Source organism: Niallia sp. XMNu-256, from assembly GCF_036670015.1.
In the GTDB taxonomy this organism is placed as follows: Bacteria; Bacillota; Bacilli; order Bacillales; family Cytobacillaceae; genus Bacillus_BD.
On the sequence record NZ_CP137636.1, the window covers coordinates 3403164 to 3427695 of the forward strand.

The 24532-nt window shown below is 35.8% G+C and carries 22 protein-coding genes and 1 pseudogene; 13 read left to right on the forward strand and 10 right to left on the reverse strand.

Going from position 1 to position 24532, the window contains the following annotated elements; genetic code table 11:
• Positions 1-22 precede the first annotated feature (22 nt).
• The 4 genes from R4Z10_RS17265 to R4Z10_RS17280 form a co-directional block, all read right to left on the reverse strand.
• On the reverse strand, positions 23-865 hold the full coding sequence (locus tag R4Z10_RS17265; protein WP_338470530.1) for an enoyl-CoA hydratase-related protein: 843 nt from the start codon (positions 863-865) through the stop codon (positions 23-25).
• A 261-nt stretch (positions 866-1126) separates the two neighbouring features.
• Positions 1127-1993: a Cof-type HAD-IIB family hydrolase gene (locus R4Z10_RS17270; RefSeq protein ID WP_338470531.1), complete on the reverse strand. Its 867-nt coding sequence runs from the start codon at positions 1991-1993 to the stop codon at positions 1127-1129.
• A 157-nt stretch (positions 1994-2150) separates the two neighbouring features.
• Positions 2151-2495 (reverse strand): YlbF family regulator, encoded by a 345-nt coding sequence (locus R4Z10_RS17275; RefSeq protein WP_338470532.1) that lies wholly within the window; start codon positions 2493-2495, stop codon positions 2151-2153.
• An 82-nt stretch (positions 2496-2577) separates the two neighbouring features.
• A complete protein-coding gene (locus tag R4Z10_RS17280; protein WP_338470533.1) occupies positions 2578-3711 on the reverse strand; it encodes a DUF445 family protein in 1134 nt (377 codons plus the stop codon).
• A gap of 160 nt (positions 3712-3871) precedes the next feature.
• On the opposite strand from R4Z10_RS17280, the gene R4Z10_RS17285 reads away from it, so the two are divergent.
• From R4Z10_RS17285 to R4Z10_RS17295, 3 genes are all read left to right on the forward strand, one after another.
• On the forward strand, positions 3872-4042 hold the full coding sequence (locus tag R4Z10_RS17285; RefSeq protein ID WP_338470534.1) for a hypothetical protein: 171 nt from the start codon (positions 3872-3874) through the stop codon (positions 4040-4042).
• A gap of 320 nt (positions 4043-4362) precedes the next feature.
• Complete coding sequence (locus R4Z10_RS17290) at positions 4363-4563, forward strand: alpha/beta-type small acid-soluble spore protein (protein WP_338470535.1); 201 nt, start codon at positions 4363-4365, stop codon at positions 4561-4563.
• 616 nt (positions 4564-5179) lie between these two features.
• A complete protein-coding gene (locus R4Z10_RS17295) occupies positions 5180-5746 on the forward strand; it encodes a GNAT family protein (protein ID WP_338470536.1) in 567 nt (188 codons plus the stop codon).
• Positions 5747-5809: 63 nt separating this feature from the next.
• Here R4Z10_RS17295 and R4Z10_RS17300 read toward each other — a convergent pair whose 3' ends face one another.
• The gene (locus R4Z10_RS17300) at positions 5810-6877 is read right to left on the reverse strand and encodes an ATP-binding protein (RefSeq protein ID WP_338470537.1); all 1068 of its coding nucleotides are present in this window, start codon (positions 6875-6877) and stop codon (positions 5810-5812) included.
• A gap of 255 nt (positions 6878-7132) precedes the next feature.
• On the opposite strand from R4Z10_RS17300, the gene R4Z10_RS17305 reads away from it, so the two are divergent.
• From R4Z10_RS17305 to cydC, 6 genes and pseudogenes are all read left to right on the forward strand, one after another.
• On the forward strand, positions 7133-7558 hold the full coding sequence (locus R4Z10_RS17305; RefSeq protein ID WP_338470538.1) for a MerR family transcriptional regulator: 426 nt from the start codon (positions 7133-7135) through the stop codon (positions 7556-7558).
• A gap of 286 nt (positions 7559-7844) precedes the next feature.
• Positions 7845-9230, forward strand: a complete 1386-nt coding sequence (locus R4Z10_RS17310) for a hemolysin family protein (protein ID WP_338470539.1) — start codon at positions 7845-7847, stop codon at positions 9228-9230.
• Between the two features lie 283 nt (positions 9231-9513).
• Positions 9514-10917 (forward strand): cytochrome ubiquinol oxidase subunit I, encoded by a 1404-nt coding sequence (locus R4Z10_RS17315; protein WP_338470540.1) that lies wholly within the window; start codon positions 9514-9516, stop codon positions 10915-10917.
• Complete coding sequence (gene cydB / locus R4Z10_RS17320; protein ID WP_338470541.1) at positions 10904-11917, forward strand: cytochrome d ubiquinol oxidase subunit II; 1014 nt, start codon at positions 10904-10906, stop codon at positions 11915-11917. Before R4Z10_RS17315 ends, cydB begins: the two co-directional genes overlap by 14 nt.
• Positions 11917-13642 (forward strand): annotated as a pseudogene (gene cydD / locus R4Z10_RS17325) (thiol reductant ABC exporter subunit CydD). Before cydB ends, cydD begins: the two are co-directional and overlap by 1 nt.
• On the forward strand, positions 13639-15366 hold the full coding sequence (cydC, locus tag R4Z10_RS17330) for a thiol reductant ABC exporter subunit CydC (RefSeq protein ID WP_338470542.1): 1728 nt from the start codon (positions 13639-13641) through the stop codon (positions 15364-15366). The pseudogene cydD and the gene cydC overlap by 4 nt, the downstream one beginning before the upstream one ends.
• Before the next feature lie 28 nt (positions 15367-15394).
• Here the strand turns inward: cydC and R4Z10_RS17335 are convergent, their stop codons facing one another.
• Both R4Z10_RS17335 and R4Z10_RS17340 read right to left on the reverse strand, forming a co-directional pair.
• Positions 15395-16420, reverse strand: coding sequence for an AI-2E family transporter (locus R4Z10_RS17335; RefSeq protein WP_338470543.1), 1026 nt, complete (start codon positions 16418-16420; stop codon positions 15395-15397).
• A gap of 149 nt (positions 16421-16569) precedes the next feature.
• Complete coding sequence (locus R4Z10_RS17340) at positions 16570-17979, reverse strand: SpoVR family protein (protein WP_338470544.1); 1410 nt, start codon at positions 17977-17979, stop codon at positions 16570-16572.
• Positions 17980-18206: 227 nt separating this feature from the next.
• Between R4Z10_RS17340 and R4Z10_RS17345 the strand changes: the two genes are divergently transcribed.
• Entirely contained in the window at positions 18207-18464 is a 258-nt protein-coding gene (locus tag R4Z10_RS17345) for a YhdB family protein (protein ID WP_338470545.1), read from the forward strand.
• Positions 18465-18728: 264 nt separating this feature from the next.
• On the opposite strand, the gene R4Z10_RS17350 is transcribed toward R4Z10_RS17345, so the two are convergent.
• Together R4Z10_RS17350 and R4Z10_RS17355 are read right to left on the reverse strand one after the other, a co-directional pair.
• Complete coding sequence (locus tag R4Z10_RS17350) at positions 18729-20471, reverse strand: phospho-sugar mutase (protein ID WP_338470546.1); 1743 nt, start codon at positions 20469-20471, stop codon at positions 18729-18731.
• Positions 20472-20659: 188 nt separating this feature from the next.
• A complete protein-coding gene (locus R4Z10_RS17355; protein WP_338470547.1) occupies positions 20660-21055 on the reverse strand; it encodes a DUF5365 family protein in 396 nt (131 codons plus the stop codon).
• Positions 21056-21183: 128 nt separating this feature from the next.
• On the opposite strand from R4Z10_RS17355, the gene R4Z10_RS17360 reads away from it, so the two are divergent.
• The 3 genes from R4Z10_RS17360 to R4Z10_RS17370 all read left to right on the forward strand — a co-directional run bounded on the left by R4Z10_RS17360 (position 21184) and on the right by R4Z10_RS17370 (position 23643).
• Positions 21184-22107, forward strand: a complete 924-nt coding sequence (locus tag R4Z10_RS17360) for an RluA family pseudouridine synthase (RefSeq protein ID WP_338470548.1) — start codon at positions 21184-21186, stop codon at positions 22105-22107.
• Between the two features lie 183 nt (positions 22108-22290).
• Positions 22291-22908 (forward strand): DUF47 domain-containing protein, encoded by a 618-nt coding sequence (locus R4Z10_RS17365; RefSeq protein ID WP_338470549.1) that lies wholly within the window; start codon positions 22291-22293, stop codon positions 22906-22908.
• 111 nt (positions 22909-23019) lie between these two features.
• Positions 23020-23643 (forward strand): spore coat protein, encoded by a 624-nt coding sequence (locus tag R4Z10_RS17370; protein WP_338470550.1) that lies wholly within the window; start codon positions 23020-23022, stop codon positions 23641-23643.
• 215 nt (positions 23644-23858) lie between these two features.
• Here the strand turns inward: R4Z10_RS17370 and R4Z10_RS17375 are convergent, their stop codons facing one another.
• Entirely contained in the window at positions 23859-24467 is a 609-nt protein-coding gene (locus R4Z10_RS17375; protein WP_338470551.1) for a YitT family protein, read from the reverse strand.
• Positions 24468-24532: the final 65 nt, after the last annotated feature.

Here is a 24532-nt window from a genome sequence, read left to right on the forward strand (position 1 = left end):
CCTTCTTTTAGTCCATATTACGTTATTTAAACGTATAAAGATTCAAATAAAATCGTTTTTTACAAAAAGTTAATAAAAACTCCAAAAAGGGCTCTTGGCAGAGTCCCTTATAATATGATTCTTTATCTCCCTGTATAACTAGGCTTTCGATTCTCCTTTCGTGCCTGACAACATTCTTGATAGTCTCCTCGGTTTGCATCATCCGATAGAGAGCATACTTTTCCAGTTCAAGCATTTTTAATAAGTGTGGGCGATTTTTTTCTCCGAGGATTTTTTTCGTTTTAATCATCGCTAATATTGGTTTAAGAGTCCATTGCTCCACTTTCTGATCGATTGCTTGTTGCAAATTCCCTGAGGCAATTTCGTTTATTAAGTATAATTGTTTAGCATCGATTGCGGACAGTGTTCTTGTTTCCCATATTAAGTGTCTAGCCCTATCCTCACCTAATCTTCTTTCAAGAAAGAAATGAGCGCCACCGACAGGAATGATTCCCTGTTCCAACGTATTTAAAACGATTTGACTTGATTCACTAACAAGAATGTGATCTGTTGCTAACGCCAAACTCAATCCTAGACCAGAAGCTTTGCCATTAATTCCAGCGATTGTAATTTTCGGCATATTATATAAGGTAATAATCAATTCATTAATTAATTCCATTGTATAATAGAAATCGTTTTCATCATTTATCTCATTAAATATACTGTTTTGAAATTCGGTAAAAAAAGCATCTTCTTTACCAGTCACAATGACGATTTGAATGTCATCCGATAGACTGATTTCCTTAAACTTTTGAATCAATTCCTTAAGTATAACCTTTTTGATTCCATGTAAAATGTTTGGTTTATCCCACACTATTTTTGCCACTCGCCCGTTAACCTCAACTGCAACGTATCTTTCAGTTCACTGACCATCCCCTGATTCCTCCTCCAAGTCATCTTAACCGGTTCTATCATACCATGGCAAAACCTCATTTTCAGTGTTTTCAAAAAAGTTTCACAACCGATCACAATAAAAAAACCCCTAAACCAACAAACCATCAGGGGTCAAGGAATAAAGAGGATGTTCAATAACTATGCTATTTTATCAGGCATAACGAGCTGAAAGAACCCCCAACTGATAGAGGTTTTACTTTATGATGTTCAATTTACGTAAAAATTCAATTTGCGGCTGTTTACGAAAATGTTCTTTTACTACATAGGCTACACCATGCTGATTTTGGGAACGTGTGATCCAATCTGCAGCCCGTTTGACCTCAAACGGAGCATTTCCCATTGCCACCCCAAGTCCCGATGCTTGAATCATTTCCATATCGTCCATATCATCCCCAATGGTGACAATTTCATTTCGTTTTATTCCTAGTCTTTCCGCTAAATAAAGCAGACCAGTTAATTTGGAAACTCCGGTTGGAACAAGGTCCATCCTTAAATCATTTATAGGCACACATTCTACTTCATGATACATTTTACTAATGGCTTCTTGAATATCCTTTAGATCTTCCTTAAATTCAAAATACACCTCAATATTTATAGGATTCGCTGATTCATCGGCAATCGCGTCTCCAATCGAATCGACAAACTGTTGGGAATAGACGATGGGATCCCCTGTTGTAAAAACGGTTTTAGACAATAAGTTATGATTTAATTTATACTTATTGGCTAGTGAAAAATGTTCATGAACAAGTCGAATTTGACAAGGAAAACCTTCCAGCAATCGAACGATATCATAAGTGACCGTATCCTTAATTCTTGAAGAATGTACCGGTCTTGAAATTTCTTTAGCTATATAAGCGCCTCTGTGGGTAATTAAATTATTATTAATTTTTAAAGCTTTAGCGATTTTTTTGGCTGATGGGAATGTTCTAGAAGTTACTAAAGTAACATAAATCCCTTTCTGCTGTACATATTCAATCGCTTCACGTGTTGATTTATGAAGTTTTCCATTTGATTGGAGTAAAGTACCGTCAATATTGATTGCAAGCATTCGATAGATCATACTCTTTTGCCCCCTAATCTTGGTGTAAAAATGATTCCATATTAAAGACTATGGAAAAAAGGAGCTGATTAGAACATTAGCTTTTTTAACACGTATATCCGAGGTTATTAAATTTCACAAAAAAGAAAAAGACCTCAATCTGAGATCTTCTCTATCTTTAGTTCATTGAACTATATAGGTCTTCTAGTGGTTTTAAAACAACTTGGTTGATTTGAACGATTACATTGTTTAATGTTTCTTCTGCCTGCATTAATCGGTTAATTAACTCGTTCTTTTGAACATCTGCGACAATGATTTGAGCATTGGCAATTTCTTCTGGACTGATATCTTGACCAGACATTTGTTTCTCTTGCATTTGAATTTGCATATTGCGGAATTTCTCAAATAAACTTTTAGCCGCTGAATCCGCTTGAACTTCAGTATATAGTTTCTTTAGTTCTTTATATTCATCACTATTTTGGATAGCATTTCCTAATTGAACAGCACTTTCGTTAATAGTCATTATTTCACTCCTTTAAATTTTGACAGTCTGTTAACTATAACAAACTATATGCCCGAATGCCACCATTCTATGTGAATTTTTATTAGATCAAAACGGCTATCAAACCTTGGAAAATTCCAATCATGCCTCCTATTAAAGCTCCTAAATAGGTAATCATTCTTAATTCACTACTAATAATGGATAGCAGCATTTGCTCGAGCCGTTCGATTGGGAATCGTTCAACATGTTCTCTAACTATATCTGCAAGTTTTAATTTCTCCATGATCGGTTCAACTTGATTGGATAGGAAAGCACACGCCTTTTCTACTCCTAGAGGAACGATTTTTAAAACTGGTTCTTGAACCGTACTTGCTAATTGTTGTAAAGGCATATTCATAACCTTTTCAAGTCTGATCATTTTGTCTATAGACCTTTTCAATAGGTCGAGAATCGTTTGCTTCTCGAATTTCTCTTCTAGCTTTTCTGCTTGCCAATCGAGAATTTTATCCCATTCTGTTTTTAACACGCCTGTAACCAGCTCTTCGGTTCCTTTATTTTTCAAAAACTTAATGATTTCAGGTTGGATTTTTTCGGTTAAATTGACGTTTCCTAATAACATTTGCAGCATGTTTTTCAGCATACCACTTCTTTGATCAATAAAATCATTCGTTAAACTTTCAATACGCTTTTTCCCTTCTTCACTGGAGAAGTAATCGATTCCTTTTTGCAGAATAAATGCACTTACAAAAGGCAATTTACTTTCAACCTTGGCATTTATTTCGGCGGGTACAAGATCTCGAATAGACTGGTCACGATATTCCCCCATCCATTGATCGTATTTCTCTTCAATTAATCCATGTATTTTGAGCTGTATTTTATCTTGTCCGTCTGTGATTCCCCAACTTTTTAATAAATCATTTATACTTTGTTGGGAGTTGAACAGCTTCAATAATTCATTTTGTATATATGTACTTACTTCTAGTTGAAATTCACTACTCAAAAGTTTTTTTCTAAAACTGTCTGGCGTGAGTAAATAATTCACGACTAGCCTTCCTAATTGTATCGCTAATTCCTGACGCCTTCTGGGGATAAGTCCTGGTGTAAATGGTAGTCGCCAACCTCGAATATAAATCGGATGATAAGGGTGAAATAACATTTTAATCGCTAACCAATTCGTTGCTCCACCAATAATAGCACCAACAGTCACCATAAATAAAATCGTTAAAAATGCTTCCATAATATGATAATCAACCTTCCGTTCAATATTACATTCCTTACTATTATAAATATCTGCAGGAACACTGGCAAATATATTCTTAGGTTAATTAGATTTGTATGTCTTTGTCTATATATAGCTAAACTAAAGAAAGATATTGATGAAAGGGGGGAACTTATTGATGAGGAAAGAAAAGAATGATTTAGAGTATGAAGGTAGGGATGAGGTCTTTTTGGACATTGATCGAATCATCAATGAAGGCTTAGCAGGTGGAACTGTCCACTCCCGAGAAGAACATACGAATATTGAAGAGGCTCGAAATCTTGAGGAAGAGACTCCTCCAAATAAATAAATAAATAGACGTAACACTCGGTGTCCGGCATCTCTACAGATGTCGGATACTTGTTTTTGCACATTGAACTTTACTGTTTTTAGGTAAAAGTTACCTTTATCATTTATCGAATAGGATTTGTGATTTTAACCATAATAATGATTACAAAGCAGCAACCAAGCAAAAAAACACAGCGCAACACCAACAGAAAACACAACTATAAAAAAGTATCTCGCAAAACTTATGGACTATGCATGGTTGCATGGATGAAACTTCCAATTTGGTTCAATCCCAAAATAGTCCACCAAAATTCTAAAATAATGAAGGAGAGTGTTTTCAACATGCCTAACAACAATTCTTCAAACAATTTATTAGTACCTGGAGTAGAACAAGCTTTAGAGCAAATGAAGTATGAAATTGCAAATGAGTTTGGTGTAAACCTAGGAGCAGAAACAACGTCTCGTGCTAACGGATCTGTTGGTGGAGAAATCACAAAACGCCTAGTTCAAATGGCTGAACAACAACTTGGCGGAACTCGATAAGCAGTGTTATTTATATAAGACAACTTAATAATATGGCTTAAGCCCTCCAAATTTTTGGGGGGCTTTTATTTATTCAGATTTTCAGCACTGGAACAATGATCTTCTATTTAAAGACATCCCTTCGACGAATACCTATACATTGGTCTTATACTTCTAGCATCATCAAAAGGCAATCCCTTTAATTGAAACCTCACTTCCTTTTCTAAGTCCCAAAATGAACAAGCATAAGTATGCAGTCCCTAGATAAACCAAAAATCTTACTTATTCACCTACTTTAAATCACCGTTTCTAAAAATATAGTCATAGACAAACTTAAATTATGTCTGTTCAAGAGTCAAAACTTTTGAACGTAAGTCGAACATTTTTTCTTATGAATCGCGTTAGAGAGCCTCATTCAAAAACAAGAATGGAAACATCCTTCTAGATAAATACCAAGCGGGAAACTGGGATCGATTTATCTTTTTTATAACAATTCCCGGACTTTTAACATATAATTTGGATTATATGATTTACTTAATAAATGAAAGGTTATGTTTTTTATTTCTAATATTGCTGTTTAGCATGTCGCTAATTGTTAAATGCAATAACATTACATGATTAAAGGGGATTGGAAGAAATGTTTACCATTAATGTTGACCAGGAAATTCAATTACATTTGTTCCAATTACAAGATAGCGGACCTTTATTTCAATTAGTCCATAGAAATCGAGAGCACTTCCGCCAGTGGCTTCCCTGGATTGATAGTATTTTTTCACCAGCTCAGTTTCAAAGCATTATTTCCGGTTGGCTTAGACAGTATTATGATAAAAACGGCTTTCAATTAGGAATTAGGTATCGTAATCATTTAATTGGAGCAATCGGATTACACTCGATTGATTGGTATAATAAACAAACAACCATTGGCTACTATTTAGCCCAGGGATTTGAAGGAAAGGGAATAATGACAAAATCGGTGCAAGCTTTACTCGATTATATATTTCATTCTCTCAAGCTTCATCGAGTAGAAATTCGCTGTGGGGTTAATAATCACAAGAGCCGGGCAATTCCCATTCGCTTGGGGTTTAAAGAGGAAGGAGTCATTCGTGATGGTGAATTCCTGTACGATCATTATCATGATTTAGTCGTATACGGAATGTTGGCACATGAATGGCATAGCAAAAGTAAAAAGCACCATCTCATATAAGGTGCTTTTTTTTGCTTTTATGTAAAAATGATTATTGAAATTGCCTATGGAGGCGTTTTCAACTCAATTTTGTTTCCAAGCCGTGTCGTTTACTAAGGGCAGCTTAATGATAAAAGTTGTGCCATCATTTGGTTTGGACTCGATTGATATGCTGCCATTATGCTCTGAAATGATTTTTTGACAGACCATTAAGCCAAGGCCGTTTCCTTTCTTCTTTGTAGAAAAGAATGGTTTACCGAGTTGATCTAAATATTCTTCAGGAATGCCACAGCCTTCATCGGTAATTGCAATTTGCACTTCATCCTCTTGTTTAGATAATGAAATCGTAATGATTCCTGGTTTTTCCATAGCCTCAATCCCGTTTTTAACCATATTAATTAAAACTTGTTTTATTTTATTTCGATTACAAAATAACAAGTATGATTGACCGTCTGAAATAAAATGACACTGGATACTTTTTTGTAGTGCTTCTGCTTCCATTAAAAAAACGACTTCTTTAGTAATAACAGTCAAATCATGTAAATCCTCTTCATGGTGTTGTGGTTTTGCCAAGACCAATAATTCACTTGAAATATTCTCTAGCCTTTTAATTTCGCCTTCTATAACTTCCAAGTATTTCCTATTTACGATCGTCTCCGTCTTCATTAATTGAATGAAACCTTTAATGCTTGTTAAAGGATTTTTTATTTCATGAGCAACACCTGCAGCTAACTGACCAGCCACCTTTAATTTTTCGTTATCAAGTAAATTTGAATCAATGATTTTATTATTACTTCCATTCTTTATTATAACGATTGTTTCTTTTATTTCTTGAGAATCTCTAACATGATTAAATATAGCTTCACAGTATAATAAATCCCCTGCTTTATCTCGTAGACGCAACAATGCAGAAAATCCCTCTTCTCTTCCTAAAGGCCAATATCCGCTTATTTTACAATAGTCTTCTCCATACAAAATCTGTCTTAAATGGGTTCCGATTAACTCTTCTGGCTCAAAATCGATGATGTCTTTCGAATTTCGGGATGAAAATGTAATAAAACCATCTATTGAAAGTTTTAAAATTAAGCATTTTTCTGTTCGTTCATCCCACTCACCAAAAAGATTCATTTGGTCCTTGTTTATAATTCCCAACATCATCCCTCCTATCGGTGACCTTTATTTTAATTTTACAGAATATTCTAAAATAATACAATTAATTTTTACTATTTAGATGATTTAAACATTATAATTATAGTAAACTTTAAAAGAGAACTGTGAATATTTAATAAAATAAATACATAGGATTTCATATTTCTTCATATGAATGACTATAATCTTAACGTATAACCATAACGTTTGACTGTATAGTTTGTTCTACTTTATAATTTATAAAAAAGCACACAAGAAATGGAGTGGTTTGATGGGGTATTTTACCGTATTGGGGAATTAGCCAAAGCCGCCAATGTTTCCAAGCGAACAATTGATTATTATACTAGCTTAGGTCTATTACAAGCACAACGGTCAGAAAGTAATTACCGAATTTACGACGAAGAAGCATTAGTCCTTCTAAAACAAATCGAAGAATATAAAAAAATGCATCTACCCTTACATGAAATAAAAAGAAAACTGCAATTGAAGGAAAATAATCAATCCTTGGAGAAAAATGAAGTAGAGAAACAAATGGAAACGGTAACGATCCAAATTAAGCAGTTAAAAAACGATCTATCCGATCTATTACCGATTATCCATCAATACAAAAAAGACCCGATGTCAAAGGAACTAAATGAAGAAGGCGCTGCGCTTATACAATCGCTTTTGAGAATAACAAGTTGACTTCATTCAGCGGAAGTACCTAACTTCTGTAAGCAAATAATTCAACGGAGTATACACCCCTGCTGAATGAAGTCAAGCCACCGGCGGATGCCTCGGATTTTATTATTGGCATTTTAACAAACAGGCACGTCGACGGACAGGACGTCCTAGTTAGGCTAGACATAAGGATGTAGCGGTCTGAGGCGTGAAAAAATCCATGTGCAAACTTGTCGGTGTGAATTTGATTAATTATTTTTATATTATCAGGAGGTGACTCCTTTCCTGTTATCAGGATAAGGAAATCTATTTGGACATATTAAACTTGGTTATTATAGCCATTTTAATTGCTTTAACGGCATTCTTCGTAACTTCTGAATTTGCTATTGTTAAGGTAAGAACGTCAAGAATTGATCAATTAATCGAAGAAGGAAATAAAAAGGCGGTCGCAGCCAAAAAAGTAATTTCAAATTTAGATGAATACCTATCTGCTTGTCAATTAGGGATTACGGTTACGGCTCTAGGAATAGGTGCGCTTGGAGAACCAACATTCGAACACATCCTGCTTCCAATTTTACAATTCTTTCATCTTCCTAGTTCATTAACAACTATCTTATCTGTTGCGATTGCCTTTGCGATCATGACCTTTTTACATGTGGTTGTCGGGGAAATGGCCCCTAAAACAGTAGCAATTCAAAAAGCAGAGATGATGACTTTATTATTATCACGTCCATTAATTGCTTTTTATAAGATGATGTATCCGTTTATTTGGTTATTAAATGGTTCAGCTCGAATGATTACTGGCTTTTTTGGGCTGGAACGTATTTCGGAACATGAAGTAGCACATTCAGAAGAAGAACTTAGAATGATCTTGTCGGACAGCTATAAAAGTGGCGAAATCAACCAATCTGAGTTTAAGTATGTTAACAAAATTTTCGAATTTGATGATCGAATTGCAAAAGAAATTATGGTTCCAAGAACAGAGATCGTTTCCTTTTCAAAGGACCAGACATTAGAAGAGTTTCTTTCGATCGTCCATGTTGAAAAGTTTACTCGATATCCAGTCATTGACGGAGACAAAGACCATATTATTGGATTAATTAATTTAAAAGAAGTATTAACCGATATTTTAAATGTTCAAGACCTAAAGTCAAAAACCCTTCAACCTTATATACGGCCTATTATTAGGGTGATTGAGAGTGCTCCTATCCATGATTTACTTGTTAAGATGCAAAAAGAACGCATCCATATGGCAATTCTAATGGATGAATATGGTGGTACTTCAGGTCTTGTTACTGTCGAAGATATCATTGAAGAAATTGTGGGCGAAATTCGTGATGAATTTGATACAGATGAAATACCGGAAATTCGAAAACTTAAAGATGAGCACTTTATAATCGATTCAAAAGTACTTATCAGTGAGGTAAATGACCTACTTGGCTTAGATATTAATGATGAAGATATTGATACAATCGGCGGTTGGATTTTAACAGAGAACTATGAAGCCAAACAAGGAGATATGATCCAGCTTGGTGACTATTCCTTTAAAATTATTGATATGGAAGAGCATCATATCAAATATGTCGAAGTGACAAGAACGCAAGCACAAGAGGAAAAAGATCATCTATCCATTACGATAAATGGTGATAACAATCTCTCCTCTCATGTTCCATTAGCTCAATCAAAAGCATTTTAATAGATGAAACAACTTGCTGTTGCTAGTATCATGCAAATTCTAATTCTATATGAAAATAGTAAAACCTCCTTTAACCAATATGGTTAAAGGAGGTTTTTTGTTTTTCCTAAGCATGACTCAAAATACACAAAATCAGCATCCGTCAACAATCATCGTCACTTTCTCTACGATTTGCCAAATTTGTAAAAATATATTCGCAAAGTGTTCATAAAGTCGCATGACCTTTTTGCTATAGTAAAGATAGAAAAAATTAAAATTAAAGATTGTAAGGAGGTAAAAAGAAATGGAAAGTCTTATGTTAGCAAGGATACAGTTTGCATCAACAACTATTTTTCACTTCATTTTCGTACCATTATCCATTGGTTTAGCATTCATTATTGCAATTATGCAAACATTGTATCTCGTCAAGAAAAAAGAGGTTTACAAAGAAATGACACAATTTTGGGGGAAATTCTTCCTCATCAACTTTGCTGTCGGAGTTGTAACTGGAATCATCCAAGAGTTTCAATTTGGGATGAACTGGTCCAGCTACTCTAGATTCATGGGGGATGTATTTGGGGCTCCACTCGCCATCGAAGCACTCTTAGCTTTCTTTATTGAATCTACCTTCATTGGACTATGGATTTTCGGCTGGGACAAATTATCTAAAAAGTTACACTTAGCCTGTATATGGCTTGTAGCAATCTCTACAATGCTCTCGGCTTTTTGGATCTTAACAGCAAACTCGTTTATGCAAAATCCAGTTGGCTATGTGATTCAAAACGGACGTGCTGAAACAAATGATTTCTTAGCAATTATAACAAATCCTAAATTATTAGTCGCTTTCCCACACGTTATTTTTGGAGCATTAGGTACTGGGGCGTTTTTTGTTGTCGGAATTAGTGCATGGTATTATTTGAAAAAACGGAATCTTGATTTCTTCAAACGTTCCATGACCATTGGATTAATTGTTGGTATGGTTTCAAGTCTAGGAATCGCCTTTTCTGGACACTCTCAATCAACCTATCTAATGAGCGCACAGCCAATGAAAATGGCTGCAGCTGAGGGTTTATATGAGGATAGTGGCGATCCGGCTGCTTGGACAGTATTTGCCAATATTGATACCGAAAACAAAGAATCATCAATGAAATTAGAAATCCCTTATGCACTGAGCTATTTAGCCTATGGTCAGTTTAAAGGAAAAGTTGAAGGAATGAATTCACTTCAATCCCAATATGAGGAATTATATGGAGAAGGGGATTATATTCCACCAGTAAAAACAACTTTCTGGAGCTTTAGAATTATGGCAGGAATTGGCGGACTCCTCATCTTATTAAGTATCATCGGACTTTATTGGAACAGCCGAGGTACACTTGTTCATAAAAGCACATATTTAAAAATCATGTTTGGAACCTTATTTTTACCATTTATCGCTAATACTTTTGGATGGATTATGTCAGAAATTGGCCGTCAACCATGGATTGTTAATGGATTAATGAAAACAGCAAATGGGGTTTCACCAACAGTCTCAGCGGGTTCTGTTCTCTTTTCACTTGTTGCTTTTTCATTAATTTATACCCTCTTAGCAGCTGCGATGGTTAAATTATTTGTGAAAGTAGTACAAGATGGACCTTATGAAAAACAAAAAGTGGACCATGGCACGACTGATCCATTTAGTACGGGAGGGTTTGAACATGCAACTGAGTGAGTTATGGTTTATTCTTGTCGCTGTCCTATTCATTGGATTTATGTTTTTAGAAGGATTTGATTTTGGGGTAGGAATGAGTACAAAGTTTCTCGCTCAAAATGAACTTGAAAAACGAATACTAATCAATTCGATCGGACCTTTCTGGGATGCGAATGAAGTATGGCTAATTACTGCTGGGGGAGCCATGTTCGCTGCTTTCCCACATTGGTACGCTACTCTTTTCAGTGGTTATTACTTGCCTTTTGTTGTTTTATTACTAGCCCTTATCGCGCGTGGGGTCGCCTTTGAATTTAGAGGAAAGTTAGAATCTTTAAAATGGAAAAAAACTTGGGACTTATCGATCCTTTATGGCAGCCTATTACCACCATTTTTAGTAGGGGTTCTTTGCTCTAGCTTAATTAAGGGTGTACCTATTGATGCCGAAATGAATATGACGGCTGGATTTTTTGATATCGTTAACCTTTACACCGTTGTTGGCGGAATTGCCGTTGTGTTATTAAGCTATATGCATGGCTTAATGTTTATCCAGTTGAAAACTGATGGAGACATTCGAAAACGTGCGAATGACCAAGCGAAAAAAATCTACTTGCCGCTGGGAGCAGTCATTATTTTATTTGTCGTGTTAACTGGCGTTTATACAAATGCCCTTGCTGAAAGAGGAAATATCTTAATTCCACTTTATGGAGTTGCTGTTATTCTATACTTAGCCCTATTCACATTACTAAAGAATAAAAAAGAAGGGTATAGTTTTACAGCTACTGGTTTAATTATTATTCTTGTCACAGCATCGTTCTTTATTGCATTGTTCCCGAATGTCATGATTAGTTCAACAGACATTGCCAATAATATAACGGTTTATAATGCAGCTTCTGGTGAGTATTCACTTAAAATCATGACGATTGTCGCTTTAACAATGGTTCCCATTGTTCTTGCTTATACTATTTGGAGTTACTATGTATTCAGAAAACGCGTAACTCCTAAGGAGCATTTAGAATATTAATGGATAAATATCTTTTTCGCTATAAAGGGATTAAACCTCATATGTTCATCGTTGGAATATTAACGGTGTTACAAGGGATTACCATTATTGCACAAGCCGTATTTTTGGCAAAGGCGATTTCATATATGTTTGATGGGACAGCATCATCTGCTGTCCTTCCCTTATTTCTAGGTTTTGCCTGTTCCTATATCATCCGGCATTTTATTCAATGGATAAAGGAAAGACTGAGCTACCGGTTTGCTGAGAAAACGGCTAGTAATATCCAAGGCCAATTTATTCGCAAATTATTCGAATTAGGGCCGCGTGGAATCCGCGAAAAAGGATCAGGAAACATGATCACCCTTGCTCTAGAGGGAATTCCCGGATTTCGAACCTATTTGGAACTTTTTATTCCAAGGGCCATTTCGATGATGGTCATTCCGATTGCCGTTCTTATTTATGTATTTGCATTTGATGTGCTATCTGGTATTGTTCTCTTGCTGACTATGCCTATTTTAATTGCTTTCTTAATCTTACTCGGTCTTGTTGCACAGAAATACGCGAATGCACAATGGGGTTCCTATCAATTATTGTCACGCCATTTTGTTGATTCTTTACGAGGACTCTTAACGTTAAAATACTTAGGAAGAAGTAAATCACATAAATATGCAATTAAAGCCGTCAGTGAAAAGTACCGAATTGCTACGAATAAATCATTAAGACTTGCCTTTTTATCTTCATTTTCACTTGATTTTTTCACTAGTTTATCTGTTGCGGTCGTAGCAGTAGAACTTGGAATTCGTCTCATTGATGGCGTAATTGGCCTCCAAGCAGCCTTAACGATTCTTATTTTGGCACCTGAATATTTCCAACCAATCCGGGATTTGGGAAATGATTATCACGCCACAATGGATGGGAAAGATGCCGGAAAGCAAATCAACCGAATGTTGTCTGTTCCGGCACAGGGTCAATCATCAAATACAGAGATTCCTCAATGGAATGAAAAAAAGCAAATTAACGGTTCAACAAGCAACTAAACAAGGTGATGAACAAGACAAGTTCATTTTACAGGAGTTAAACTTTGAAGTGCTTGGGAACCAAAAAGTAGGAATTATCGGACCATCTGGTGCAGGAAAATCGACTCTCATCGACCTTTTATCAGGATTTACGAACATGACTAGTGGTTCAATTACAGTAAATGGAACGAACATAGACTCTTTTACAAATCAGAATTGGCAAAACCAACTAACTTACATTCCCCAGCATCCCTATATATTTGCCGGAACGATTGCGGATAATCTCCGTTTATACGCACCTGATGCTAAAGAAGATGAAATGAATCAAGCTATAGGGATAACGGGGCTTTCTACTTTAGTCCAACAATTGCCAAATGGATTAAACGAACGAATTGGTCAAGGCGGAAGAACATTAAGCGGTGGTGAGGAGCAAAGAATTGCCCTGACTCGTTCTCTGCTTTTAAACCGTCCGGTTATGCTTTTTGATGAACCAACTGCACATTTAGATATTGAAACTGAGCATGAAATTAAACGTTTAATCATGCCGCTTATGGCCAATAAGCTCGTCTTCTTTGCAACCCACCGTCTACATTGGATGCGTGAAATGGATGTTATTTTTGTGATTGAAAATGGAAGAATTGTTGAAAAGGGAACACATGAAGAGTTATTAACGAGTAAAGGTGCATATTTCCGGCTCATACAGGCACAGCAAGGAGGGATAATGGAATGAAGCTTTATCAAAATTATATTCTTCCCTATCTTAAACAATATCAAAAATCCATTATACTGGCGATTCTCTTTGGATTTCTAACGGTATTAGGAGCATCATTACTCACCTTTACCTCTGGATACTTAATTTCCCGTGCTGCCGAGCGGCCTGAAAATATTTTAATGGTTTATGTACCGGTTGTCCTTGTGCGCACATTTGGTATTTCTCGTGCGGTCACCCATTATTTTGAACGATTAGCAGGTCATAATGCGGTTTTAAAAATCCTTTCCCAAATGAGGGTGAAATTATATTCAATTATCGAGCCGCAAGCCTTATTTATTCGCTCTCGTTTTCAAACTGGAGATTTACTTGGGACATTATCTGACGATATTGAACACTTGCAGGATGTCTATATACGGACGATTTTCCCAACATTGATCGGATTAAGCCTATATGTAGCCGCGATTATCTCACTAGCCGTATTCGATTGGTTATTTGCGTTATGGATTGCCTTTTGTTTAGGGATTATTGTTTTCCTCTACCCACTGCTATCCCTTTACCTACTTAAAAAGCGACAGATCCAACAAAAACAAAAAAGAGCCAAGCTTTATCAAACGTTAACCGATACGGTCTTAGGTCTGGGTGATTGGATAATTAGCGGTCAAAAAGAGCGCTTTATAAAGCAATTTACTAAAGATACCCAAGAAAATAATGCAATCGACAGAACGATTAGATATTGGAATCAATCTCGTGCTTTTCAATTGCAAGTGATCACAGGGATTATATTAATCTTTATGGGAATTTGGTCAGGAAATCAAGCTCATGCAGGTTTAATTGCCCCAACCTATATTGCGGCATTTACCCTTGTTACAATCCCTATTGCCGAGTCACTAATCCCGATTTCCCATGCGATTGAACGGTTTCCAACTTATACGGAGTCATTAAAGCGAATCGAACAGATTAAGAAATATGTCCCTGAGAGTTCAGACATTGAAGAGAAAGCCCCTGTATCATCAAGTGCTACAATTCAATTAAACGATGTACATTATCGGTATGAAGGAGAACAAAAGGATACTCTCCAACAAATTTCAATAGTGATACCACAAGGCAGGAAAATTGCAATTCTAGGAAAAAGTGGAGCAGGAAAATCAACACTTATTCAATTGTTGTTAGGTGCCCATACTCCTACAAGGGGACGGGTTGATATTAATGGTTATACCCCTAGGCAATATGGCGAAGAGATATTCCAAATGGTGAGTGTGTTAAACCAGAAGCCTTATTTATTTGCAACAACGATTAAAAACAATATTCGATTAGGGAATCAAGATGCAACGAATAAAGAAATCGAACAGGTCATTAAGCAAGTTCAGTTGGATCAATACATTCATTCACTGCCAAGGGGTTACAACACAAATATGGAGGAAAGCGGCCAACGTTTTTCAGGTGGGGAAAGACAAAGAATTGCACTAGCTCGAATCTTATTAAAAAATACACCCATCGTCATTCTTGATGAACCAACCGTCGGGCTTGACCCACAAACAGAAAGACAGTTGCTAGATACCATTTTTACAACACTACAGGATAAAACAATCATCTGGGTGACCCACCATTTAATAGGAATTGAAAAAATGGATGAAGTACTGTTTTTTGACAATGGTCACATCACGATGAAAGGATCTCATGAAGAACTGCTTCAAACAAATGAACGGTATCGTCAACTTTACCAATTGGATAAAGGGATTTAAAAAAAGCTGAGTAGATCCCTCAGCTTTTTTATTTATTTACGACTTTATCTTCTTCCTTATTGGTCACTTCTAATACATCAAGCAAGAAAACAAAAATTGGAATCCCGATGATTAGTCCCCAAACACCAAAGAAATGCTCGCCAAAAATTAAAACAATAAATGTATAAAAGATGGGTAAATCCGTCTTTGAGCTCATCAGTTTAGGGTTTAAAATATAAGCCTCAATGGCATGAATTACGGCTATGGTAAGCAAAACATAAAACACCTGGATAAATCCCCCGATACTATAAGCAATTAAGCTTAGAGGGATAAGTGATATAATGACCCCTGCAACGGGTATAAGTCCAAGGAAAAAAATCATAATTCCTAAACCCAATAATTGAGGAAAATCCATAATCCATAAAGAGATTAATGTTAAAATCGTATTTACGATAGCAATAATAAATTGTGCTTCAATGACCTTGCCAAACGTTCTGACAAATTTTCCTCCAAAGAAGGAAATTTCCTGGTAAAAAGGCGCTAATTTACTATCTTTAAACTGACTTGTAAAGCTCTGTAGTCTAGGCTTTTCTAATAAGAAGAAAAGACTAAGCAGAATGGCTAAAAATAATTGAAGAGCAAAATGGCTAAAGTCTGAAAAATATTTCATGACAAAGGCAAGCCCTTGTTCAATATATTGAGAAATCTGGTTGCCATCAACCAAACTGACGATATAATTAATCACGATATTATCTTCTTGTGGTTGTTGATAAAAAGTTGTAACTTGTTTGATCAATTGGGTAATCTCGTTAATAATCATTGGTAAATATTTCACAATTCCTAAAACTAAAATACCAACAATAATCGTATATAGAAGCAAAACAATGACATTTCGATTAATCGGAATTCTTTTTAAAACGAAGGAAGAAAGTCGATCCATAAGAAAGGTAAAAATAAAAGTAAGGAGGATAAAATCAATCATACTTCTCATGCTATATAATACAAGTGCAATGAGAAGAAAGATAAGTACACGTCTTACCCCTTTATTTTGGAAAAAGTTTGCCAATTCATTCATGATTGATTATACTCTTTTTTCTTCTTAATCTAAAAAGCTTATTATATTAATATTAGCTTATTTCAGCCTGTTAGTATAGGAAAAATAAATGAATAAATGATAACAAAAAAAGAGATGAACCTTTATTTCAGTCCATCCCTGTTCTTAATTTAGATAAATTTCCTCTGAATGTTTTTCCCATCATACGTAAATAATATCGTTCTTTCTTCACTAATCGTTTCCAAATGGATGGCCCTTCCCCAAAGTTGATAAATATAAGGCATTACCTTTTCTAAATAACGTAAATCTAGTTCAATCCCCTCATACCAATGTTTCAAATAAAGCTCTCCACTTTTTATATAATCGCCGTCATTGACGGTTATATATGGAAATCCTCCATTCACACGGGAATTGACGAGCTGATCGCGAACATTTTCCCATGATTTATCAACAATTTTATATTCCTTTCCTTGCTTTTGGAAAAGATACATATCTTCACGCATAACGAGGTCTTTCGTTAAATAGTTACGTAAAAAGGAAATATCCGATTCAATTTCTCGAACTTCAAAGATTTTATCCCGACCAGAGCCTGGTTCTACTCCTCTTAATTTCATCTCTTCTGTTGGATTATTAAAACGCTCTTCAATATCCTCAAAAATTTTCAACCCTAAATAATAGGGGTTAATGCCTGTTTTGGAAGGCTGCACAACCCCCGCATTTAGCTTGGCAAATTCAATGGCTTCATCACTTGTGAGATCCATCGCTCGGAGAATTCGTTGATGCCAATAAGAAGCCCAGCCTTCATTCATAATTTTCGTTTCCAATTGCGGCCAAAAATATAGCATTTCCTCGCGCATCATCGTTAAAATATCTCGTTGCCAATCGTCTAGTTCCCGACTGTATTGTTCAATAAATAATAATATATCTTTTTCAGGTCGTGGCGGGAGCTTTTTAATTCTTTTTTTCTTCTCCGTTTTTTCCGCTCTTTCATCTAAACCCCATAAATCATCATATGGAGATTGCTTTACCTCTTCCTCTTCAAACTCCACATCATTCATATCCCATGCAAGTTTTGGCCTCATTAAAGATGGATCAATATGCTCTTCGATTGCCAACACCGCATCTAAAAAGACTTCTACTTCATGCTTTCCATGTTGGATTTCATATTGACGGATACGGTCAGCCGTTGCAGCCATACTTTCAACCATCTCACGCTTTGTATTTCTAAAACGAGAGTTATTTTTGAAGAAATCACAATGCGCTAACACATGGGCAACAATTAATTTATTCTGAATGAGTGAATTTGAGTCAAGTAAAAATGCATAACATGGATCAGAGTTGATTACCAGTTCATATATTTTTGATAAGCCTAGGTCATAATGAAGCTTCATCTTATGAAATTGCTTTCCAAAACTCCAGTGAGAAAAACGTGTCGGCATTCCATATGCACCAAATGTATAAATAATATCTGCAGGACAGATTTCATAACGCATTGGATAAAAGTCTAACCCAAAATCTGTCGCAATTTCAGTGATTTCATCAATCGCATACTCTAACTTTTTGCGATCTGTCTCATTCATCCACTTCTCCCCCTTCATACTCCCTATCACAATTGTATGAAAAAACAAGTAAAATCATGATAGGAAAAGCGGAAGCATACAGGTAAAACAGTACTTGCCTTAAGATGTGAGGGTAAAAAGCCATTATTCCAATTTAACTTTAGCAATATGACCAACATTTTCACAGTAAGTTTTATGTTAATGGTCATATACTATCTTTAACTCCTTAGAGTAAAGGAGGCAAGTAGATGTTAAAAATGGATTACGATCGGGCTTTGTACTATACACACCGCTCAGAATGGGACAACTTATTAATTCTCATGGTTCGAACAAAAGACCATTTTTTAGCAAAAAAAATTGAGCATTTTCTACACGCTTACAATTTTGAAAAAGATTATCGAGTCATTGAGAAACATTTATATTCTTTACTAAGATACATCGAACATGCAAATGGAATCATAGACCAAGAAATGGGTTATGGTTCTATGTATGAAACCATGTATTAATTTTGAATAAAGTGAAACTTCCATCATTGGAGTGTTTCTTTCATCCCCCACTGATGGAAAGCTTTAGGCCACAGCATGCCGGTCACGCAGACGTTGCCGTAGGCGCACTTAGTCTGTGTTCAACTTCTGGAGCTTTACGGGCAGTTGATTCCCCATCTATCTTCTTTTAATACTAAGACCTTTAGGTGGGAGTAATTACTTCCCGTTAGCCTGATAAATAAAAGGTGTCGGTCACACATTTCTGTGGTACCGACACCTTTTATGTTAATTTGAAAGCTCAGCAATTTTCTGGTCAACCAATTCCATAAATTGACTTTCTACTGTTGCTAACTTCTCCTTACTTTCATTTAGACTCGAACCTGTAACGCTAAAGTAAAACTTCATTTTAGGCTCCGTGCCAGATGGTCTTAAACAAACCCAAGTGCCATCTTCAAAATGGTATTTAATAACATTCGACTTTGGAAGTTCTATTGGCTTCTCTGTTCCATCCATTTCAGTTTTTACACTTGATAAATAATCCTCCACAGCGGTAACCTCCAGACCAGCTAATTGTTGAAGAGGCTGTGCTCGGAATGACGCCAATATTTTTTGAATTAATTCAGCGCCATCCTTCCCTTTTAATGTTAGAGAACGTAACCCTTCTAGGAAATATCCATACTGTTCAAATAGCTCCATTAAAGCATCATAAAGACTTTTGCCTTGTTTCTTGTAATAGGCACTCACCTCTGTTGCCATAATGGCCGCTTGTACTGCATCTTTATCACGGACAAAGTCACCGATTAAATATCCATAGCTCTCCTCATAGCCAAATAAAAATTTATATTCGCCCGTTGTTTCATATTCTTTTATTTTTTCACCAATAAATTTAAATCCTGTTAGAACATCTAAGGTAGTTACACCAAATGAATCCGCTATTTTTCTGCCTAGTTCACTTGTTACGATTGTTTTTATCATCACTCCGTTTTTAGGCAATGTTTCTTTTTCTTGTTTTTGTGTCAAAATATAATGTAATAATAATGCCCCTGTTTGGTTACCAGTTAAAACAACATATTCCCCTTGATCATTTCTCACTGCAATCCCTAGACGATCTGCATCAGGATCAGTCGCAATTAATAAGTCTGCATTAACTTTATGGCCTTCTTGAATGGCTAATTTGAAGGCAGCATGCTCCTCAGGATTCGGACTTTTTACAGTTGAGAACTCGGGATCAGGTAACTCTTGCTCGTTTACAATAAATACATGTTGATATTTTAATGCTTTTAACCCATCACGTACCGGTATATTTCCAGTTCCATGTAATGGAGTAAAGACGACTTTTAGATCCACTTCATCTGAAATCGTTGGGTTTTCAGAGATGGTAGTTAGTTTTTGATTGTAGGCTTGATCGACTTCAGGTCCGATGATTTTAATTAATCCTTTCTCCTTGAGAACCTTCTCATCGAGAACTTCGATTAATAATTCGTTTTCAATTTCGTTTACTTTCGAAATTATGACATCTGCACCTTCAGGCGGTAATTGTCCACCGTCAGAACCGTATACTTTATAACCATTATATTCTGGCGGATTATGACTAGCCGTTATAACAATTCCTGAAAATGCTTGTAAATAACGAACTGCAAATGACAGCTCTGGAGTTGGACGTAAAGAATCAAATACATAAGCTTGAATTCCCTTGGATGCTACTGTTTTCGCAGTCTCCATCGCAAACTCTGGTGAGAAATGACGAGAATCATACGCAATGACAACCCCGCGTTTTTTTGCCTCTTCCCCATTTCCTTCAATATATGAAGCTAAACCTGCTGAAGCTTTACGAATCGTATATATATTCATTCGATTTGTCCCAGCGCCTATTTCACCACGCATGCCACCTGTACCAAACTCTAAATCTTTATAAAAGGCTTCCTCTAAGCTTTTTTCATCATCTTTTATTTGATCTAATTGTTTTTTTACTACTGAATCTATTCCTTCAAACTGAAGCCATCTTTCAGCCTTCTGTTTCCAATTCATCTATGTACTCCTCCTTAAATTAAAGGGATTCTTTAGCTTAAAATATACCGTAAATCTAACAATTAATAAAGGACGTAAGAGCTTATAATCATTTGGATATTAAAAGAAGTTCTAATAGAAGAAAGCTTATTAAACTGTTTTTTAGGTAAATAAAAAATCCCTCTTAAACGGAGGGATTTTTTTAAGTCTTAAACTAATAACTCATTAGCTACTTTTGTGTAGACACTTATATTTTCATTTTTATCCATTCTAGAATCAACAAACTGCTTCAATTCGAATGGGAATTCAACCCCATAGTCTTCTAAAATGGAAATGTTTTTATAATAGGTGTCCATGTATTGACTCACATTGTCACTTTGTAAAACATGAATGATCGTTTGCAAGCTTGCAATGACTTGATAAGCATCTTTCAAAGTATCCATTTGTTGAAATTGATTTGACGAAAAACGAAGGATGTTATCCTTTTCAAATTCTCTAATTTGTTTATCTGTAAAATAATTTGGGAAAACGTCACAATAGATTTGTTTCGTTAACTCCATGATTTTCGTTCTCTGCTCTGGAGTTGAGGCAAATACTACTTTCATTATAACCCACCTTTAAGCCCTTCATAGTTAGTAATAGAATAACATATTTTTGTGTGCTATTATGGTGGTAATTATCACCACAATTATATGCTATAAACGCTTACTTTGATGGAGTTAAAGGAGAATTTATGATTGAAACAAAACGAAATGGGGAATGGTTCCAGATTACGATTCCTAACGAATGGGAAAATTACACCGTTCAAGACTTATTTCGAAAAGTGTGGCAAGCCCCCAAAAAACAAGTACATGCTTTAAGAATGGAAAAAAGAGTGTTCGTAAACGAAAAGGAAGCCGATTGGACACAACTCCTACGCAAAAAGGATACATTGGCGATTCGTTTTTTTCAAAATGAAGCTCTTCCTTATGAAGCAAAGTTTTATGATATCACCATTTTATATGAGGATGATCACCTCTTAGTTGTAAATAAACCAGCTGGAATGGATACTCATCCCAATTCGCCAGAGCAAAACGATAGTCTAGCAAATGCAGTCGCTTATTATTTGCAAAGTAAGGGCGAGTTCCGCGCGTTCAAACATATCCATCGATTGGATCGGGATACAACGGGTGCGGTTTTATTTGCCAAGCACGCTTTTGTTGGCGCTCTTCTAGATAACATGCTTGAAAAAAGAGAAATTAAAAGGACTTATTTAGCCCTAATTCATGGAATCCTCAAGAATAAAAAAGGAACCATCCACAAACCAATTGGCCGTGACCGACATCATGCCACAAGAAGGAGAGTATCATCTAGCGGGCAAGACGCGATTACTCATTATCGATTAGTAAAGGTCGATTCTAAGCGAAACCTATCGCTTGTTCAATGTATGCTTGATACCGGAAGAACCCATCAAATCCGTGTCCATCTAAGTCATATTGGTCATCCACTTGCTGGAGATCTTATATACGGTGGAAAACCGCTTTTTTCTAGGCAAGCTTTACACGCAGTCAAACTCCAATTGACACATCCATTTACACAAGAATCAATTACATGTTTCGCTCCCTTTTCAGATAAACCAGAAATTTTCCCGGATATTGATCCGCATCAACTCCCTTAATTGTCCTTCATCACAACGATGAAGGACTTTTTAATTAATCATTTCAAAAATATTAAAGTTTTATAAAAGTTCAATGGGATCCCTTTAATTATTCATTTTTTTACTTTAATATAATATTTTATCTACACTAACATTCTTAACAATAGAAAAGGAGTAGGTAATCGATTAGAGAGGGGTTTACAGATGTTTTTTAAGAAGAGATATAAATTTTCGCCTTTACTAATGGATATTTCTTTAAATTTAAAGGAAGCCACTCGTTTCTTCTCCGATTTTGAAATTAAAAATATTAGCGACTTAAAAGTATTAGCTGAAACGATGAAGGAATATGAAACAAAAGGGGATACCTATATTCACGAGGTGATTGTTGAGCTCAATCATACATTAATGACACCCATTGATCGCGAAGATATTCTTGCATTAGCAATGGGGATGGACGATATATTAGATGAGTTGGAACATTGCTCTGCTTTATTTGAAATGTATTCTATTACGAAGTTTGATGATTTTATGAAACGTTTCATTGATAGCATTCAAAAATGTACCATTGAAATTGAAATGGCCATCGATTTATTAACCAAAAGAAAACTTGTGCAAATTCGAGATCATGCCATCAAAATTAAAGATTATGAAGCAAAATGTGATGGCATCCAACGTCAATCAATTAAACATCTTTTCTCGATTGAAAAGGACCCGATCGTCCTTATTCAATATAAGGAGATTTATGAGAATTTTGAAAATGTCGCAGATCGCTGTCAGGATGTCGCCAATACATTAGAAACCATAATTATGAAAAATGGATAAGATTTAAGATCAGATTGGATTTATCTCCCACTCATTTTAAATTTAATTTATTACACAATAACTATGTACGGCCATGAGCTGCCTACAAAACTTGAGTGGAGGGATATGGCTATGATGCAACCACAAAATAATATGAACCAAGGGCAAAATATGACTATGACCGGTATGCAACCAACTGATACAAAGCATGGTGGCCATGAATTAATGGATGTTCATGAAGTATTAAGTTGTACCGTATCTACATTAGATCAATATTTACTTTTCGCACAAATGGCGAAAGATCCGGAATTACAGGCGATGATTAATCGTCAGCATCAATTCTTGCTGGATTCATATAATCTTCTTGCGCAATGTTTTAAAACGGGGATGAACCCATCTCACCATACAACAAGATATGCCATGACGCAAAGTAACGACGTTGTGTATGGATTAACAGCTAGTCAACCGAAAAAACCAAAAATGAATGCATCGGAAATCGGTGATCAATGTATTACAAATTATATGCTGGGGTTAATGAAAGCCGATGCACAGGCCTTAACCAAAGGGGCACTTGAAGTGACCAACCCTGTAGTAAGAAGGGTAATGGCGGATTCGGTACCAAACTTTGTAGAAATGGCTTATGAAATCTTCCAATACCAAAATAAACGTGGCTATTACCAAGTAGCCCGATTGGATCAGCAAGATATGGAGACGCTGATCAATAGCTATGCACCAACAAATGCTCCGTTACAATAGGTGTGAAACTTGATGGTTAGTTGAGGCCAGCAACATGCTGGTCACGTAGATGTTGCCAAAGGCATATTTAGGTTCAACGTTCGGAGCTTTACGGTCAGTTGATACCCCGCCTTATTTACAAAATCTAGGTGGCATTCATACTGTCCGTTAAGCCTAAAAAAGAGGCTTTCGATTTAATTCGATCGACAGCCTCTTTTCCTTGAGCAAATATCGGATTATCGAAATGAAAAATGATATACCTTAAAGGCTAGTCCATTAAAGTATTGAATAATCGTTCCGATGGTAAGGACGAGTACAATTGTCCCTGCTCCTATTTTTCCGCCGATGAGAATTCCCATTAAAATAAAAATCCCTTCTAATATCGTTCGAGACATCATTAAATTAATCTTAAACTTTTCACATAACCCTACCATAAGACCATCATACGGCATCGCAGGTAAATTAGCGGTTAAATAAATTCCAACCCCAATTCCAATGAACAAAACACCCATGAGAAAGCAAATCCAACGCAAAAAAGGAGTATGAAGCCATATGGACAAATCACGAAAAATAATTTCTCCCCAAAAATCCACAATCACTCCCCAAATGATCATGGTGATGATGGATTCAAATTGAGGCCTTTTCTTTAGTATTATGGCACCAACAATTAAAAATACAGCTTGTGAAAGGATCACCCAAGTCCCAAAGGTAAGTCCTGTTTTTTCAGCGAAAACTAATAGCACAACATCCTGTGGTCCAGCCCCCGCATTTGACTTAATAATGAATGTGACTCCTAAACAAGCAATTGCAATCCCAATTACATAGAACATTAATTTCTTTCCCATTTACAAAACCTCAACTCTCCATTCAACTGATTTCATTAGAAGATAAAGTAGTTATAATCAGGATA

Coding starts and splice junctions, on each gene's coding strand:
- R4Z10_RS17270 (WP_338470531.1), bottom strand. CDS start 1,993: ATGATCTATCGAATGCTTGCAATCAATATTGACGGTACTTTACTCCAA.
- R4Z10_RS17275 (WP_338470532.1), bottom strand. CDS start 2,495: ATGACTATTAACGAAAGTGCTGTTCAATTAGGAAATGCTATCCAAAAT.
- R4Z10_RS17280 (WP_338470533.1), bottom strand. CDS start 3,711: ATGGAAGCATTTTTAACGATTTTATTTATGGTGACTGTTGGTGCTATT.
- R4Z10_RS17285 (WP_338470534.1), top strand. CDS start 3,872: ATGAGGAAAGAAAAGAATGATTTAGAGTATGAAGGTAGGGATGAGGTC.
- R4Z10_RS17290 (WP_338470535.1), top strand. CDS start 4,363: ATGCCTAACAACAATTCTTCAAACAATTTATTAGTACCTGGAGTAGAA.
- R4Z10_RS17295 (WP_338470536.1), top strand. CDS start 5,180: ATGTTTACCATTAATGTTGACCAGGAAATTCAATTACATTTGTTCCAA.
- R4Z10_RS17305 (WP_338470538.1), top strand. CDS start 7,133: ATGGAGTGGTTTGATGGGGTATTTTACCGTATTGGGGAATTAGCCAAA.
- R4Z10_RS17315 (WP_338470540.1), top strand. CDS start 9,514: ATGGAAAGTCTTATGTTAGCAAGGATACAGTTTGCATCAACAACTATT.
- cydB (WP_338470541.1), top strand. CDS start 10,904: ATGCAACTGAGTGAGTTATGGTTTATTCTTGTCGCTGTCCTATTCATT.
- cydC (WP_338470542.1), top strand. CDS start 13,639: ATGAAGCTTTATCAAAATTATATTCTTCCCTATCTTAAACAATATCAA.
- R4Z10_RS17335 (WP_338470543.1), bottom strand. CDS start 16,420: ATGAATGAATTGGCAAACTTTTTCCAAAATAAAGGGGTAAGACGTGTA.
- R4Z10_RS17340 (WP_338470544.1), bottom strand. CDS start 17,979: ATGAATGAGACAGATCGCAAAAAGTTAGAGTATGCGATTGATGAAATC.
- R4Z10_RS17345 (WP_338470545.1), top strand. CDS start 18,207: ATGTTAAAAATGGATTACGATCGGGCTTTGTACTATACACACCGCTCA.
- R4Z10_RS17350 (WP_338470546.1), bottom strand. CDS start 20,471: ATGAATTGGAAACAGAAGGCTGAAAGATGGCTTCAGTTTGAAGGAATA.
- R4Z10_RS17355 (WP_338470547.1), bottom strand. CDS start 21,055: ATGAAAGTAGTATTTGCCTCAACTCCAGAGCAGAGAACGAAAATCATG.
- R4Z10_RS17360 (WP_338470548.1), top strand. CDS start 21,184: ATGATTGAAACAAAACGAAATGGGGAATGGTTCCAGATTACGATTCCT.
- R4Z10_RS17365 (WP_338470549.1), top strand. CDS start 22,291: ATGTTTTTTAAGAAGAGATATAAATTTTCGCCTTTACTAATGGATATT.
- R4Z10_RS17370 (WP_338470550.1), top strand. CDS start 23,020: ATGATGCAACCACAAAATAATATGAACCAAGGGCAAAATATGACTATG.
- R4Z10_RS17375 (WP_338470551.1), bottom strand. CDS start 24,467: ATGGGAAAGAAATTAATGTTCTATGTAATTGGGATTGCAATTGCTTGT.